We start from the raw sequence: 14,063 nt of genomic DNA, 5'->3' as shown, positions 1-14,063 counted from the left end.
CGAGAAAGGTGATGCGTCCCATGGAGTTCGACGGCAGAACCGTCCTGATCACCGGTGGTTCGAGCGGGATCGGCCGGGCCGCCGCCGACCTTCTCGCCGCACGCGGTGCGAGCGTGGTCTGCGCGGACGTGACCGCGTCCGAACCGGGGCAGCGAACGATTCACGGCCTGCGGTGCGATGTCACCGACGAGTCCTCGGTCGCCGCTGCGGTCGACTTCACGGTTCGCACCCACGGTCGCCTCGACGTCCTGGTGACCGCGGCCGGCATCCAGCGCTACGGCTCGGCCGCAGAGACGTCGGCCGCGGCATGGGACGAGGTGATGGCCGTGAACCTGCGGGGAGCCTTCTTCGCCGTCAAGCACGCTCTCCCCGCGCTGCGCGAGTCGACAGGGGGCTCGATCGTGCTCGTCTCCTCGGTACAGGCCTTCGTGACCCAAGCCGACGTGGCCGCCTACACGGCGAGCAAGGGGGCGCTGAACGCCCTGGCCCGGTCGATCGCCGTCGACGAGGCGCGCAACGGTGTGCGGGCCAACACCGTCTGCCCCGGATCCGTCGACACCCCCATGCTGCGCAAGGCAGCGGCCGACTTCGCCCACAGTGCGGACGAGGCCGATGAACTCGTCGCCTCGTGGGGGCGCAGCCATCCGCTCGGCCGGGTGGCCCGCCCGCAGGAGGTGGCTGAGGCGATCGCCTTCCTGGCAGGCGAGCGAGCCAGCTTCGTCACCGGGATCGCCCTGCCGGTCGACGGCGGCCTGCTGGCCCAGGCGGCGGTGGCGCTCCCCGACTGACCGAGGTCCGATCCGGCCCGGCCCACACCGACGAGAGGCGTAGCGAAGATGTCCATCGAGATCACCGTCGCCATACCCGACACCGCGCGCGTCGGGGAGGGACCCTGCTGGGACCCCGAAACCGGAAGGCTGTCCTGGGTGGACATCCTCTCCGGGACGATCCATGACGACGATCCGCAGACGGCCGTCCGGTCCCGTATCCAGCTGCCACCCCTCGTCGGCGCGGCAGTGCGCAAGACGTCAGGCGGGTTCGTCGCCGCCAACGCCGAGGGGTTCGCGGACATCGACCGAGATGGGAGGTGGACCCAGAGAGCGGCCTTTCTGCCGCCCGGCGTCCGGATGAACGACGCCAAGTGCGACGTCTCCGGGCGCCTGTGGGCGGGCAGTTGCGCGATGGACTTCGACGAGGGACGCGGCGCATTGCACGTGCTGCGCCCCGACTGGACGACCGAAACCGTCATCGTTGGGCTGACGCAGCCCAACGGCTTGGACTGGAGCCCTGACGGATCGGTCTTCTACCTCATCGACACGCAGGCTCGCGAACTGACGGCCGGTGACGTGGTCCCCGGCCGGCTCGCGCCCGAAGACCGCCGCGTCCTGACCCGCTTTCCCGAGGCACTCGGCTACCCCGACGGCATGACCGTGGACACGGAAGGGTACCTGTGGATCGCGATGTGGGGCGGGGGACGTCTGCTGCGGGTGTCTCCGGCGGGAGAGATCGTCAGTCAGGTGGACCTGCCGGTGGTTCAGCCGTCCTCGTGCGCCTTCGGCGGCCCCGACCTCGATGTCCTGTACGTGACCACCGCCCGCGAAGGACTCGCCCCGCAGACCTGCGGGCCGTCCGGCTCCGTCCTGGCCGTCGCCGGCCTCGGCGTCCGCGGCCTGCCCGGCCGACGGTTCGGCGGCTGAAGCCCCGTGACCTCCTCTTTGTGGCTGCGCAACGAGCACCTCTCGGTCGAGGTACGCCCTGGCAAGGGCGCCGACATCAGCTCGATCACCGAGGCCCGCAGCGGCGTCGACATCCTGTTCCGCTCGCCGTGGGGTCGCCGGGAACTGGCCGAGGCCCCGACCACCGGTGACAGCCAGGTGGACTGGCTGGCCCGATACGGCGGCGGCTGGCAGCAACTGGTGCCCAACGCCGGGGCCGAACGGGCCGTCGGCGGAGTGCGGCGCGGCTACCACGGCGAGGCCGCTGTGGTCGGATGGGCCGTCGACGGCGCCGGGAAGACGTTCGCCCGGATGAGCACCGACCTGATCACGGCCCCGCTCCGTCTCACCCGCACCCTTCGGCTGGACGGCCCTGCACTGCACGTCCGCGACACCGTCCACAACACCTCCGATGAGCCCGCGCCCGTGATGTGGGTTCAGCACCCCGGCTTCGGCGCGCCGTTCATCGACGAGCATTGCTCGATCGCGACCGGCGCCCGCACCGTGCTCACCGACGCGGAGACGCCGGGCAATGTGCTGCCCGCCGACGTCCGAGCGCCGTTCCCTCACGTCCCCACACGCGATGGCGGCACGCTCGACCTGCGCGTGGCGCCCGGCCCGGACAGCGGACGCAGCGTCTTCGCCTGCCTGACCGACTTCGAGGCCGCCTGGTTCACGATCGACAGCCCGACCGCAGGGTTCGGCATCCGGTTCGAGTGGGACGCAGACGTCCTGCCGCATGCCTGGCTCTGGCAGGAGTGTCACGCCGGTGACGGCTTCCCGTGGTATCGCCGTGCTTACGTGGTCGCGATCGAACCCGCGAACGTGTTGCCCGGCGCCCCCTCCCCGGAGGAGCCCGCGCGCGGTCGGACGCCACTCCTGCCCGGGCGGACCACCTGGGCCAGCGACCTCACCATGAGTGTCCGTCAACTCCCAGAGAAGGACGGTGATTTCCGATCTGAGGGGTTCACCCCCGCTGGTGAAGAGCCTTGCCGCTCAGAGCCTTCGGGCAGATGCCCGTAGTGCACAAGGGTGGTGGGAACGACGATGCGCTGTGGTGTCGTGCGGTCGTGCAGGTGGGCGATGCGGTCGATGAGCACCCGTGCGGCCTGCTTGCCGACTTCGGCCGGATCGTAGGCGACGACGGACAGGGGCATGCCGACCATGTCGGCAAGTTCGAAGTCGTCGAATCCCGCGAGTGCGGTGTCCGGCCGCGCGCGGGTGATCGCGCGAACCGCGCCGATGGTGTTGCGGTTGTTGGCGGCGAACAGCGCGCTCGGGGGTGCCGCCAGGTCAAGGATGTCGTCAGCGGCCCGCTCGGCGGCACCACTGTCGCGCAGGCTGAAGCGCATGCTCTGCTCGTCGAGGTCAAGTCCGGCCTCGGCCAGGGCAGTGCAGTATCCGCGGAACCGCTCGGCGCTGGTCCAAAGGTTGGGGTGCTGTCCCAGGAAGCCGATACGGCGGTTGCCTGCTGCGATCAGCAGATCCGTAGCAGCCCGGGCCCCGCCGAAATCGTCGACCAGCACGCAGTCCAGTTCGACCCCCGACGGCGGGCGGGCGGCCAGCACCACCGGGGTCCCGTCGAGCCGTGCCGGTCGCAGATGGGAGTGGTCGCTGCCCGCCGGCACCACGATCATGCCCGAGACCCGGCGTGCCACAAGGCTGTCGACCAGTTCCCTCTCGCGCCGGACGTCCTCCCCCGTGTTCCCCAGCACCAACGTCATGCCGTGTTCGGCCGCGATCGCCTCCACCCCGAGAGCCAATTGCGAGTAGAAGGGGTTGGCCAGGTTCGTGACGACCAGCCCCAGCAGGTCGTTGCTCTGGCCGTTGCGGAGGCTGCGGGCGACTTCGTTGCGGCGGTACCCAAGCGCCTCGACAGAAGCCAGCACCTTGTCACGAGTCGCCGGGGAGACCCGGTCGTCGTCGTGGAGCGTACGGGAGACCGTCATCGGGCTCACCCCGGCGTGCTTGGCGACGTCGGTCATCGTCGGTGGAGTCTTTCGCGCCCGCCCTGGCATCTGCTTCCTCATTCGTTTGCGACTTCGTCAAGCCATCCCTATTGTGACGGCACCCGTGGACCGTGATGAGATCCTTGGGCCCGGCCGCGGGTCAACGGTGTGACGCGCCCTTGCGTGGCCGGGTGGGATCCACGCACAGCGCGGCTCCCAGCAGTGGTGCCTGTGCCGGCAGGGCTGCCGGGACCAGCGCGAGGGATGCCGGCAGGTCCGGCTCGGCGGTGGCGATCCCCGCGTGCAGCGGGTGTGCGAGCAGGTCCCAGGAGCCGGCGATGGAGCCCCCTACGACCAGGACGTTTGCCTCGAACCGGGCGAGCCAGGGTGCGATCACCAGACCCAGCGCGGTCATGGCGTCGGCCAGCACGGCCTGCGCCACCCGATCCCCGCCCCGTGCCCGTTCAGCGATCGCCTTGACGTCGGCAAGCGGCTCGCCCCCAGAGCCAGTCGCGCGTGCGTACGCGGCGCGGATGGCGCGCCGGGAGACCGTGTCCTCCAGCGGAAGCCCACCGTAGGTCAGCAGGTCGGCCCGGCCCTGCGGGGGCACGCAAGGCCCGTGTTCGACAATCCCCGTGCCTCCGACCAGGAACGACGAGCCCACGCCACTACCCAGCGTAATTCCCACAGCGCGTTCGTGCCCACGTGCAGCGCCGGCCCAGTGCTCTCCGAGCAGGAACGCGTCGGCGTCGTTGACGAAGGTCACGCCTGCCGGCTCGGGCAGCGCTGCCATCAATGCCGCACGCAGGTCCAGCCCGTGCAGGGCCTCGAATTTCCCCACCCCGTGGTACAGGGCGATCCCGCGGGCGTAGTCGAAGGGGCCGGGAACCGCGACCCCCCAGTGCTTGCCGGGCTCCACGTTCAGTCCGAGGGCGCCGTGGACGATGGCGTCCACGATCTGGGCCGCGGAACCAGCCGCGGGCACGGGATGACGTCTGATGCCGGAGGTGCACTTCCCCTGGACCCCCAGGTCCACCACACCGGCCGTCACATGGGTTCCCCCTATGTCGAGGGCGGGGATCCAGGAGGAGCTGACGCCCCCCGGCGCGATTTCGGACTGGAGGCTCATCGGACCAGCGCCTTGACGATGCGCACCGGCGCTGTCCCGAGTCGGTGAAGGGTGTACGGACCGACAGCCGCCGGGATGGTGAGGGTCTCCGCGTAGGACAGGGCGTGACGGTCGCCGGCGGCGGTCTCCACCAGTACCCCGTCCCCCTCCACGACGTTGATCACATGGAACCGGCCCGCAGTGTCGTCGTCGACCGGGTCCTCGGTTTCCACGACGATACGCCGCACGTCGAAGAACATCTCCGGCAGGCTCCCGATGACCTCCTCGCGCCAGCCGTTGCCGTGGCGCATCGTACGGGGCTGCTGGACCAGGTCCCGGGCCACCTGCGTACCCGCCCGGGAGGTGTCGAGGTTCTTGAACGCGTGCTCGACGTGCACCGGGCGTTGCGTGCCGTCCTTGCTGCGCCGGAGCCAGTCGTAGAACCGCAGGCTGTAGAGGTAAGGGGTGGCGGAGACCTCCAGTACGACGTTCCCCTCGCCGCTGCCGTGCGGGGTGCCTGCGGGTATCAGGAACAGCTGGTGCGGGTCGGCCGGGAAGCTCTGCACGTGGTCGTCCATGCTGAAAGGGCGGCCGTGGTGGTGGGCGCGGTGGGCGTCGTGCTGGAACTTGTCGATGTCGGTGTCGGCCCTCAGGCCCAGGTAGATACGGCGCTGGGGCTCGGTGACCATCACGTAGTAGGTCTCGTGCTGGGTGTAGGGCCAGCCGAAGACCTCTTTCATGTAGTCGGACTGGGGATGGCAGTGGACGGACAGGGCGCCGCCCCCCAGGGTGTCCAGGTAGTCGAAGCGGATCGGGAACGAGGTGCCGAACACCGCGTGCACCTGCTCGCCCATGACCTGCTCGGGGTGCTGGGCCACCAGCATCTGGAAGGGGACCTCGAGCGGCTGGTCGCCGCGCTCGCCGATGAGGACGCCGCTTTCGGGGGCGATCAGCTCATATCCCAGGGCCGAATTGGGCTGGTCACGGTTGTGTCCGAGTGTCTTCTGCCCCCAGTTCCCGCCCCAGGGAGTCGAGTTGAACGTTGGTCGGGTGCGGAAGGGCCGTTCGGAGAGTCCGGACAAGGTGCGTCGCAAAGCGTTCCCGTTCAGCCAGCGCGGCCGGTCGGGCACCTGGGTGTCGATCCACAGGTCGATGTCACCCGCGATCGCCTCGCGGTGCCGGTCCAGGACTGGCCAGTCGATGTAGAACAACCGCCGCGTCGTCCCGGGGCCCCTGTCTGCGGGCTGGGCCAGGTTCAGGCCCTGCCCGGCGGTGACCGCGGCCTCGGCGTACCGCTTGGGCAGGTCCGCATACCACAGCACATCGTGCTCCACGAGGGCCGCTCCCGGGCCGAGGACAATCAGCACCGACCCCGGCTGCTTGGGTGGTACCGGCATCTCGTCGAAGAAGTCGCCCATCGACCGGGTCTCCAGGGCGGCGAAGTCGGGATCCTCGGCCAGCGGGTCGCAGGCTGTGGCGGCGAGAACCTTCTCCCACGGCATGAACTGAGCGCGCAGGTCCAGCAGGATCACCTCCCTGTCCTGCGCCTCGAGGGCCTGTGACAGCGCCGCCCCCATGTGATCCCACCCTGCGACAGCCGGGCCGTCCACCGCCAGGACGAAGCCACCGGGCGGCAAGGTCGCCGCGGCCATCGCCCACCCCGTTCCGAGGTCACTACCCACCGGCGGGTAACAAGGCTCCGCGTCGTACGCGTAAGAGTCAGAGTTCTGCACCGCGCAATCCTCCTGAAACGATCTTGCATGATGGTATCGCTACCATAGTTCATCGAGGCCGGATGGGCACAATGCCTGGAGATCGGTCATCGCGACGCACGGCTTGGCGTGCGCCGAAAGCGGTATTGATCGACGTCATTTGTCCCTTATGTAGCTATTCTGTGACGTCAATATGACTCTCGCGTTACCCAAGCGTTACTCAACGGGGTCTGGGCCGACCTATGTGGTAGCGATAGCATCGCTGCCCGCACACCAGAAAGTGGCTCACACCGGAGGTACTCCATGAACGTGCCTGACTCAGGTGCGAAGGGGACACAGCGCGTGCCAGGCAGTCCGCCGGAGGCGGCACTTCAGTTGGATCGCGGGACCGCGGCGCCCCCGGTGCTCTCGGCGAAGAACATCTCCAAGCAGTTCGGGCACGTCACGGCGCTGAGCGACGTCTCACTCAGCGTGGCGCCGGGGGAGGTGGTTGCTCTGATGGGCGACAACGGGGCCGGCAAGTCCACGCTCGTCAAGATCCTGTCGGGGGTCCACCCGCCCGACCAGGGCGAGTTGCAGGTGCGCGGCCGGGCTGTCCATTTCTCGTCCCCCTCCGATGCGCGCGCCGCTGGTATCGAAACCGTCTACCAGGACCTGGCACTCGCTGATGACCTGTCAGCGCCGGCGAACCTCTTCCTTGGCCGCGAGCACCGCAGGAAGGGCCTGCTCGGCAGGCTCGGCGTTCTCGACGCCAAGCGGATGCACAACGAGGCTCAGGAGCACATCGCCTCACTGGGCGCACGGGTGCCGGACTACCGGGCGGCGGTGCGCATGTTCTCGGGCGGACAGCGGCAGAGTGTGGCGATCGCCCGCGCCAGCATCTGGGCCCGTGAACTGATCATCATGGACGAGCCCACCGCGGCGCTCGGACTGGTGCAGACCGAACAGGTCGCTCAGCTGATCAAGCGCACCCGGGACCAGGGGATCGCCGTGCTCGTCATCAGCCACAGCGTGCCGTTCGTCTGCGATGTGGCCGACCGGATCGTGGTGCTGCGTCTGGGTACGACCGCTGCGACGCTCTCACCCGCCGAGGCCACACACGAATCGATCGTCGCGGCCATCACCGGCGCAGCGGTGACCAACGCGACCACCGGGAGTGCCCGATGACAGCCACCCTGACCACGCCGCCCCCGCTCGCCGAGCCCGACGCGCCCGGCCGCTTGCGGCGGATCACCGACGGCCTGACCGGCAACTGGGTCTTCCTGGCCCTGGTCGTGCTGGTGGTGTTCTTCTCCGTCAAGGCCGGCACCACCTTCTTCGACGTCGACAACTTCCGCAACATCGCGTTCAACGCCTCAGGCACGATGCTGCTCGCAGTGGGCACGGCCTTCCTGATCATCGGAGGCCAACTGGACCTGTCCATCGGCTCGGTCCTGGTCTTCAGCGAAGTCATCGGCGCCAAAGCCATCATTGCTCTGAGCGGTCCGGCCGCGAAGGGCTTCCCCAACGCCACACTCGCCATCGTCGCCGGATTCGCCGTCAGCATCGCGGTCGGGGCGGCGTGGGGCGCGGTGAACGGACTCCTGGTCACACGCCTGAAGATCCCCTCCTTCATCATCACGCTCGGCACGCTCGGCATGGCGCTGGGCCTGGCGCAGGTGATCACCAAAGGCACCGACGTCACCGGGATCCCGCCGAAGATGATCACCGACATCGGCCTCAAGCAGGTCCTGGGCCTCCCCCTGCCGGTCTGGATCGCCGTTGCCGTAGCAGTGGTCGCCGGCCTGATCCTGGCCAAGACCGAATTCGGCCGCTACACCTACGCCATCGGCTCCAACTCCGAGGCCGCCCGGCGCAGCGGCATCCGGGTCAACCGGCACATCATCATCCTGTTCACCGCGATGGGGGCGCTGTCCGGCCTGGCAGGCATGCTCGACGTCGCCCGCTACACCACCACCGAAGTCAGCGGCCACAGCAGCGACAACCTCGTCGCCATCGCCGCGGTCATCATCGGCGGCGCCAGCCTGTTCGGCGGCCGCGGCACCATCGTCGGCACCGCTCTGGGCGTCCTGATCCCCGCCGTACTGAACAACGGCCTGGTCATCATCAACGTCCAGCCGTTCTGGCAGACCGTCGCCATCGGAGCGATCCTCATCGTCGCGGTCGCCGTGGACAACATCAAACGCAGCCGGCAGATACGCGGATCCTGACCGCTCAGGCCATCCCCGCCGCTCGGCACCTTCCCTCCCTCTCCTCTCAGTTCGTGAAACACGGAGCACCCTCATGTCACGCAGAAACACCGCCGTAGTTCTGCTCGCCGCGGCCGCGCTGGCCCTGTCGGCCTGCTCGTCGTCCAAGTCCGCCGGTTCCCCCGGCTCAGGTTCGGGCGGGAAGCACCACACGATCGCGTTCATCCCCGGGTGCACCTGCGATCCGTACTACTCCACCGAGACCGCAGGGTTCAAGGCCGCCGCGAAGGCGGCAGGAGTGACCGCGATCGTCCAGGGACCGGCCAACTTCCAGGCTTCCGAGCAGATACCGGTACTGCAGGCCGTCGTTCAGAAGAAGCCCGACGCGATCGTCATCGACCCGACCGACGCCACCGCGCTCGCCGGCCCCATCGAGGCGGCCATCGCCCAGGGCATCCCGGTGATGACGACGGGCAACAATGTCAACACCAAGAAGATCTTCACCGCGATCGCGGCCAGTTCGGTCGACGGTGGCAAGCTCGGGGCCCAGGAACTGATGAAGCAGGCCCCGCAGGGTGGTGAAGTGGTGTTCGTCCACATCAAGCCCGGCATCAGCTCCATCGACGACCGCGACAAGGGCTTCAAGCAGGCGCTGAACGGCCAGAGCAAGTACACCGTGCTGCCCGAACTCTACGCCGGCAACGACTCCGCGACCCAGGCCGCGAGCCTGGTCTCGGCCACCCTGTCCGCGCACCCCAAGCTTGTGGCCATCTTCGCCTCGAACGTCATCACTGCCGAAGGCGCCGCCAACGCGGTCCAGACCGCAGGTAAGCAGGGCAAGATCGCGGTGCTCGGCTACGACGCCGGACCGCAGGAGGTCACCGACCTCCAGGCGGGCTCCCTTACCGCGCTCGTCTCGCAGAACCCCTTCCAGATCGGCCAGCTCGCAGTCCAGAACGCCGAGAAGTACCTCAGCGGGGACAAGAGCATCCCCCACGACCAGCCGCTCACCCCGCTGGTGATCACCAAGGAGAACCTGAACGACCCCCAGTCGCAGACCGCCCTGTACAAGTAACCGCATCCGGGCTGTTGTTCCGGGATGACACCGGCCCCGGGATCCCAACGCAACACGGCATCCACTCCCGGACAGATGGGCTGCGGTGCCCGACCAGCGGTCACTGATGTCGGCTTTTCCTCGGCCGAGGGTTTCTCGGCCGAGGGATCTCTCCTCAATTCCGTCAGACGGCGAGTCGATGGCTGAGGCGTTCGGGTTGCCTGGCGCGGTTGCTGCTGAATGCGGGCGGCCCCGATCACACGGTGATGACCCGAGTCAATCTCGAAGGGAAGCGTTAAGTGACCGAGTCACAGGCAAGTGGTGGGTTCGCCCGTCGTCGTCTTCTGTTGTCGGCCGGCGGGGCTCTGGCCGCCGGCGTTGCGGGAGTCGGCGGTTCCGGTGGCCTCGCCTGGGCAGCCACGCCGGGAGATGCGGCTTCAACCCCTGCGGGCCGGGACTACGTGGGCCTGGTCAATCCGTGGGTGGAGTCGGACCGGGGCCGGTTCTTCTTCTTCCAGTCCGCGAGCAACCCCTTCGGCATGATCAAGCTGCGGCCGGACACGAGCACGGGCAGCCCGTGGGGCTGCGGCTATCTCCACAAGGAGAACAACGTCAAGGGTTTCAGTCATCTGCATGACTGGGAGATCGCCGGCGTGCAGGTGATGCCCACCACCGGCGCGGGTGTGCCGAAGGTCCAGGGCAGTAACGGCTGGCAGTCCCATGTGAACCACGACGCGACTGAGGTCGTCCAGCCGGGCTACCACCGGTTGCATCTGGACCGGTACGGCATCACGGCCGAGCTGACGTGCACCGATCGCGTGGGCCTGCACCGCTATACCTACGACGAGGCCGGCCGGAGTGAGATCATCATCAACCTCAGCGGCACAATGGGCGAAGCGGTGATGAAGGGCGCCTCCGTCACCAGGGTCGGTAACGACACGATCGAGGGCTACGTCGAGCAAGTCGGATCACACATCACCACCCCGACGAACCGGCTGTTCTTCAGCATCCGGTTCGACAAGCCGTTTGATTCGCTGCGCGGGTGGGCGGGCGGGAGCCTGGCCAGCGGCGGTGCGGCGATTGATGAGTTGTCCGGCAACAGCATGGGGGCGTACGTCTGCTACGAGCAGCTGGCTGCCGGCGCGGTCGTGCAGATGAAGGTGGGGCTGTCGTTCACCGGGGCGGCGGGGGCGCGCAAGAACCTCGAAGCGGAGTTGCCGGGCTGGGACTTCGAGGCGGTGAAGCAGGCGTCCCAGGCGCGCTGGAACGCGATGTTGGGACGTATCGATGTCGAGGGCGGCACCGATCAGCAGCAGGTGAAGTTCTACACGGACCTGTTCCACCTGCTGTGCGGGCGCAGCGCGATCAGCGACGCGGATGGCAAGTACCTGGACAACACCTGGGAGAACGGCAAGGTCAAACAGATTCCGCTGGACCGTCATGGTGTGCCGAAGTACGCGATGTTCAACTACGACGCGATCTGGTTGACCCAGTGGAACATCAATACCGTGTTCGGTCTGGCGTACCCGGACGTCTACAGCAGCTTCGTCCACTCGCAACTGCAGATGTACAAGGATGGTGGCCTGCTGCCGCGTGGCCCACGCGCTGGCGACGACACGCTCGTGATGACCAGCTCACCGGTGACGTCATTCATCACAGGCGCCTGGAACAAGGGAATCCGCGACTTCGACATCGACCTGGCCTACGAGGCGATGCTCGACGCCCACTCCATCGGCGGCCTGTTCGACAAGGCCGAGTACGAGACGACTTGGTCGGGCAACGGTGGGAGGGCCCGGCCATACCTTGATTTCGGGTATGTGCCAATGCAGGTTGACTCGCGTGGCGCTGGGCAGACGCTGGAGTTCGCGTTCCAGGACTGGTCGTTGGGGCAGTTGGCCAAGAAGCTGCGCAAGTCGGGGCTCAACATCTCGCAGTTCGCGGAGGTGTCGGCGTCCTCGCAGGTGAACGCCACGAATTTCGGTGCTGTTCGGGCGGTGGACGGCAGGCCGATCCGTTCCGCTACCGTGCCGACGCAAGGCGTCGAGTGGGTGTCTACGGAGCAGAGGCCGTGGATCAAGCTGCGTTGGCGTGAGGACAAGCGTGTCCGCATGGTGGTGATCAGCGATCGGGCGGATCCGACGTCGAACGCGAACTCCGGGGTTCTGACGTTCAGTGACGGTTCGACGGTCACGGTGGACAGGGTTCCCACCGATGGCACGAACAAGGTGGTGCACTTCCGGCCGAGGCGGGTCAGCTGGGTACGGTTCGACGTGACGGGCGGCACCGGTGAGAACGTGGGGCTGAACGAGATCGAGGTCTGGGACGACACCGACACTGGCGCCTACCTGATCGAGCGGTCCGGCAACTGGCAGAACCTGTTCGACCGGACCACTGGGTTCGTGCGGCCAAGGCAATCGGACGGGCGGTGGCGCTCGGGGTTCGACCCGATGGCGGGCGATGGCTTCGTGGAGTGCAACGCCTGGCAGGGCACGTTCTACACCCCGCACGATGTGATGGGTCTGGCCAACCGGCTGGGCGGCACGTCCGCCTACGCCGACAAACTCAACTACGCCTTCGAAAACTCCAAGAGCGCCGGTTTCATCGGCGAGGGGGCAAACGGCGAGCAGGGCGCCTACATCAACTACGGCAACCAGCCCGGTCTGGAAATGGCGCACCTGTTCAACTATGTCGGCAAGCCGTGGCTGAGCCAGTACTGGGTACGGCAGGTGAAGGAACAGGTCTATTCCGCAACCTCCACCACCGACGGGTACGGTCACCACGACGAGGACCAGGGGCAGATGGGGTCGCTGAGTGCCCTGATGTCGATGGGTCTGTTCGAGGTCACCGGCGCGAGTCTGTCGCGGCCGTTCTACGACATCACCTCGCCGATCTTCGACAAGGTCACGATCAATCTCGACACCGACTACTACAAGGGTCGGCAGTTCCGCATCATCACCCACAACAATTCCGCGGCCAACATCTACATCCAGCACGCGACCCTTAATGGCAAGGAGCTGGACCAGTCATGGTTTTACCACGACCAGTTGACCCGCGGCGGGACGCTGGAGCTGTGGCTGGGCGAGCAGCCGAACAAGGCGTGGGGTGTCAAGAACCTGCCGTTCTCCCACTCGCCACAGGCGCCCGCGGTCCTCTACGCCGCCCCGGACACGATTCGAACGGGGCCCGGCGAGACCGGCACCGTCACATTGACCGCGCAGAACATCACCGACCAGGCAGTCACGGTAAAGTGGCGGGCCAACGCCCCCGCCGGTCTGCGCACCGAACCCGCCAGCGGCACCCTGAGCGTCCCGGCCAACGGCACCACCGACCAGCAACTCACCCTGTCGGTCGCCGAAGGTACCCCGGAAGAGCTGCACCGCATCACGTTCACCGCCAGCGCCGCCGACGGAACCGAACTCCCCGAAGGCATCCTCTACGTCCGCGACGTGCCGGCCATCTCGGTGACGACCGCACCTGCCGAACTGCGCCTGCTGCAGGGTGTCCCAGCCACGTTCCAGGTCACGCTCGTCAACAACGACACCCAAACCCACAACGCCGACGTCTCCCTGCAAGCCCCACAGGGCTGGCAGGTCGACCCCGCCACCCGAACCGTGCAACTCGGCAGCTCCGCAACCGCCACCACGACCTTCACCGTCACCCCGCCGGCGAACGCCACCGGAACCCAGACCCTCACCATGGCGGTCACAAGTGAGGCAGGCACGTCCGGCCACGACGTCCCCGCCACCGTCCACCACGCGATCGCCCTCGTCGGGGCCATCGACCTGGCGACCACGGGATTCGCCCTCAGCCCCAACCGCTACACCAGCTACCCCAGCACCTTTCCCGACGACGTCGACGTCACCGTCGGCAGCAGCGACCCCGCGACCGCATGGAGTTACATCCACCCCGGCCCCGCGGACACCTGGGGCGGGAGCCGGCCGCATACCTTCACCCTGCGCTTCGACCTGCCCCAGGCCCCCACGAGCGATCTCGCTCTGACCGCATGGTTGATCGACACCCAACAGGCCAATCCCCCCGCGCTCGCCTTGAGCCTGAACGGACAGACCGCCACCACCGTCCAACTCCCCGCGGGCGGCGGGGGCGGCTACCACTGGGGTGACGGAAAGAGCGCCGCCATCGTCCCCACCACCGTCGACTTCGCCCTGCCCGCCGGCCAACTCCGCACCGGTCAGAACGTCATCACCCTCACCACCCAGACCGGCTCATGGCTCGCCTACGACGCCATCGCCGTCCGCGATACCGCCTCCTGACCAGCACGCACACGCCGGTCGGCGCAGGGTAGGACGACCGGCACGGTGCACCCGCGCTTCAAGTA

At 67.8% G+C, this 14,063-nt stretch carries 10 protein-coding genes; 7 read left to right on the top strand and 3 right to left on the bottom strand.

Annotated features, from left to right (window positions below; genetic code table 11):
- Nucleotides 1-20 precede the first annotated feature (20 nt).
- The 3 genes from ACH4TG_RS09090 to ACH4TG_RS09080 are packed head-to-tail and all read left to right on the top strand — an operon-like array spanning nucleotide 21 to nucleotide 2,738.
- A complete protein-coding gene (locus ACH4TG_RS09090) occupies nucleotides 21-788 on the top strand; it encodes an SDR family oxidoreductase (protein ID WP_398241515.1) in 768 nt (255 codons plus the stop codon).
- Between the two features lie 48 nt (nucleotides 789-836).
- The gene (locus tag ACH4TG_RS09085; protein ID WP_398241514.1) at nucleotides 837-1,697 is read left to right on the top strand and encodes an SMP-30/gluconolactonase/LRE family protein; all 861 of its coding nucleotides are present in this window, start codon (nucleotides 837-839) and stop codon (nucleotides 1,695-1,697) included.
- Nucleotides 1,698-1,715: 18 nt separating this feature from the next.
- A complete protein-coding gene (locus ACH4TG_RS09080) occupies nucleotides 1,716-2,738 on the top strand; it encodes an aldose 1-epimerase (protein WP_398241513.1) in 1,023 nt (340 codons plus the stop codon).
- On the opposite strand, the gene ACH4TG_RS09075 is transcribed toward ACH4TG_RS09080, so the two are convergent.
- The 3 genes from ACH4TG_RS09075 to ACH4TG_RS09065 all read right to left on the bottom strand — a co-directional run bounded on the left by ACH4TG_RS09075 (nucleotide 2,642) and on the right by ACH4TG_RS09065 (nucleotide 6,424).
- Nucleotides 2,642-3,700, bottom strand: coding sequence for a LacI family DNA-binding transcriptional regulator (locus ACH4TG_RS09075; protein ID WP_398241512.1), 1,059 nt, complete (start codon nucleotides 3,698-3,700; stop codon nucleotides 2,642-2,644). The two genes, ACH4TG_RS09080 and ACH4TG_RS09075, sit on opposite strands and share 97 nt — an antisense overlap.
- A 124-nt stretch (nucleotides 3,701-3,824) precedes the next feature.
- Complete coding sequence (locus ACH4TG_RS09070; RefSeq protein WP_398241511.1) at nucleotides 3,825-4,793, bottom strand: ROK family protein; 969 nt, start codon at nucleotides 4,791-4,793, stop codon at nucleotides 3,825-3,827.
- Nucleotides 4,790-6,424 carry a class I mannose-6-phosphate isomerase gene (locus tag ACH4TG_RS09065; RefSeq protein ID WP_398241510.1) on the bottom strand — a complete coding sequence of 545 codons (1,635 nt, stop codon included), beginning with the start codon at nucleotides 6,422-6,424 and terminating at the stop codon, nucleotides 4,790-4,792. The genes ACH4TG_RS09070 and ACH4TG_RS09065 overlap by 4 nt, the downstream gene beginning before the upstream one ends.
- A 363-nt stretch (nucleotides 6,425-6,787) precedes the next feature.
- Here ACH4TG_RS09065 and ACH4TG_RS09060 point away from each other — a divergent pair, with 363 nt between their 5' ends.
- The 4 genes from ACH4TG_RS09060 (at nucleotide 6,788) to ACH4TG_RS09045 (ending at nucleotide 13,998) form a co-directional block, all read left to right on the top strand.
- Entirely contained in the window at nucleotides 6,788-7,651 is an 864-nt protein-coding gene (locus tag ACH4TG_RS09060) for an ATP-binding cassette domain-containing protein (protein ID WP_398241509.1), read from the top strand.
- Nucleotides 7,648-8,694: an ABC transporter permease gene (locus ACH4TG_RS09055; RefSeq protein ID WP_398241508.1), complete on the top strand. Its 1,047-nt coding sequence runs from the start codon at nucleotides 7,648-7,650 to the stop codon at nucleotides 8,692-8,694. The genes ACH4TG_RS09060 and ACH4TG_RS09055 overlap by 4 nt, the downstream gene beginning before the upstream one ends.
- 73 nt (nucleotides 8,695-8,767) lie before the next feature.
- Nucleotides 8,768-9,748: a substrate-binding domain-containing protein gene (locus tag ACH4TG_RS09050; RefSeq protein WP_398241507.1), complete on the top strand. Its 981-nt coding sequence runs from the start codon at nucleotides 8,768-8,770 to the stop codon at nucleotides 9,746-9,748.
- Nucleotides 9,749-10,026: 278 nt separating this feature from the next.
- Complete coding sequence (locus ACH4TG_RS09045) at nucleotides 10,027-13,998, top strand: glycoside hydrolase domain-containing protein (RefSeq protein ID WP_398241506.1); 3,972 nt, start codon at nucleotides 10,027-10,029, stop codon at nucleotides 13,996-13,998.
- The last annotated feature ends 65 nt before the right edge of the window (nucleotides 13,999-14,063 follow it).

Source organism: Streptomyces sp. NPDC020917 (assembly GCF_044333795.1).
Lineage (GTDB): Bacteria > Actinomycetota > Actinomycetes > Streptomycetales > Streptomycetaceae > Actinacidiphila.
Note: the sequence above shows the minus strand (reverse complement) of the source record. Positions and strands in the feature narration are given on the sequence as shown.

Coding starts and splice junctions, on each gene's coding strand:
- ACH4TG_RS09090 (WP_398241515.1), top strand. CDS start 21: ATGGAGTTCGACGGCAGAACCGTCCTGATCACCGGTGGTTCGAGCGGG.
- ACH4TG_RS09085 (WP_398241514.1), top strand. CDS start 837: ATGTCCATCGAGATCACCGTCGCCATACCCGACACCGCGCGCGTCGGG.
- ACH4TG_RS09075 (WP_398241512.1), bottom strand. CDS start 3,700: ATGACCGACGTCGCCAAGCACGCCGGGGTGAGCCCGATGACGGTCTCC.
- ACH4TG_RS09070 (WP_398241511.1), bottom strand. CDS start 4,793: ATGAGCCTCCAGTCCGAAATCGCGCCGGGGGGCGTCAGCTCCTCCTGG.
- ACH4TG_RS09065 (WP_398241510.1), bottom strand. CDS start 6,424: ATGGCCGCGGCGACCTTGCCGCCCGGTGGCTTCGTCCTGGCGGTGGAC.
- ACH4TG_RS09060 (WP_398241509.1), top strand. CDS start 6,788: ATGAACGTGCCTGACTCAGGTGCGAAGGGGACACAGCGCGTGCCAGGC.
- ACH4TG_RS09055 (WP_398241508.1), top strand. CDS start 7,648: ATGACAGCCACCCTGACCACGCCGCCCCCGCTCGCCGAGCCCGACGCG.
- ACH4TG_RS09050 (WP_398241507.1), top strand. CDS start 8,768: ATGTCACGCAGAAACACCGCCGTAGTTCTGCTCGCCGCGGCCGCGCTG.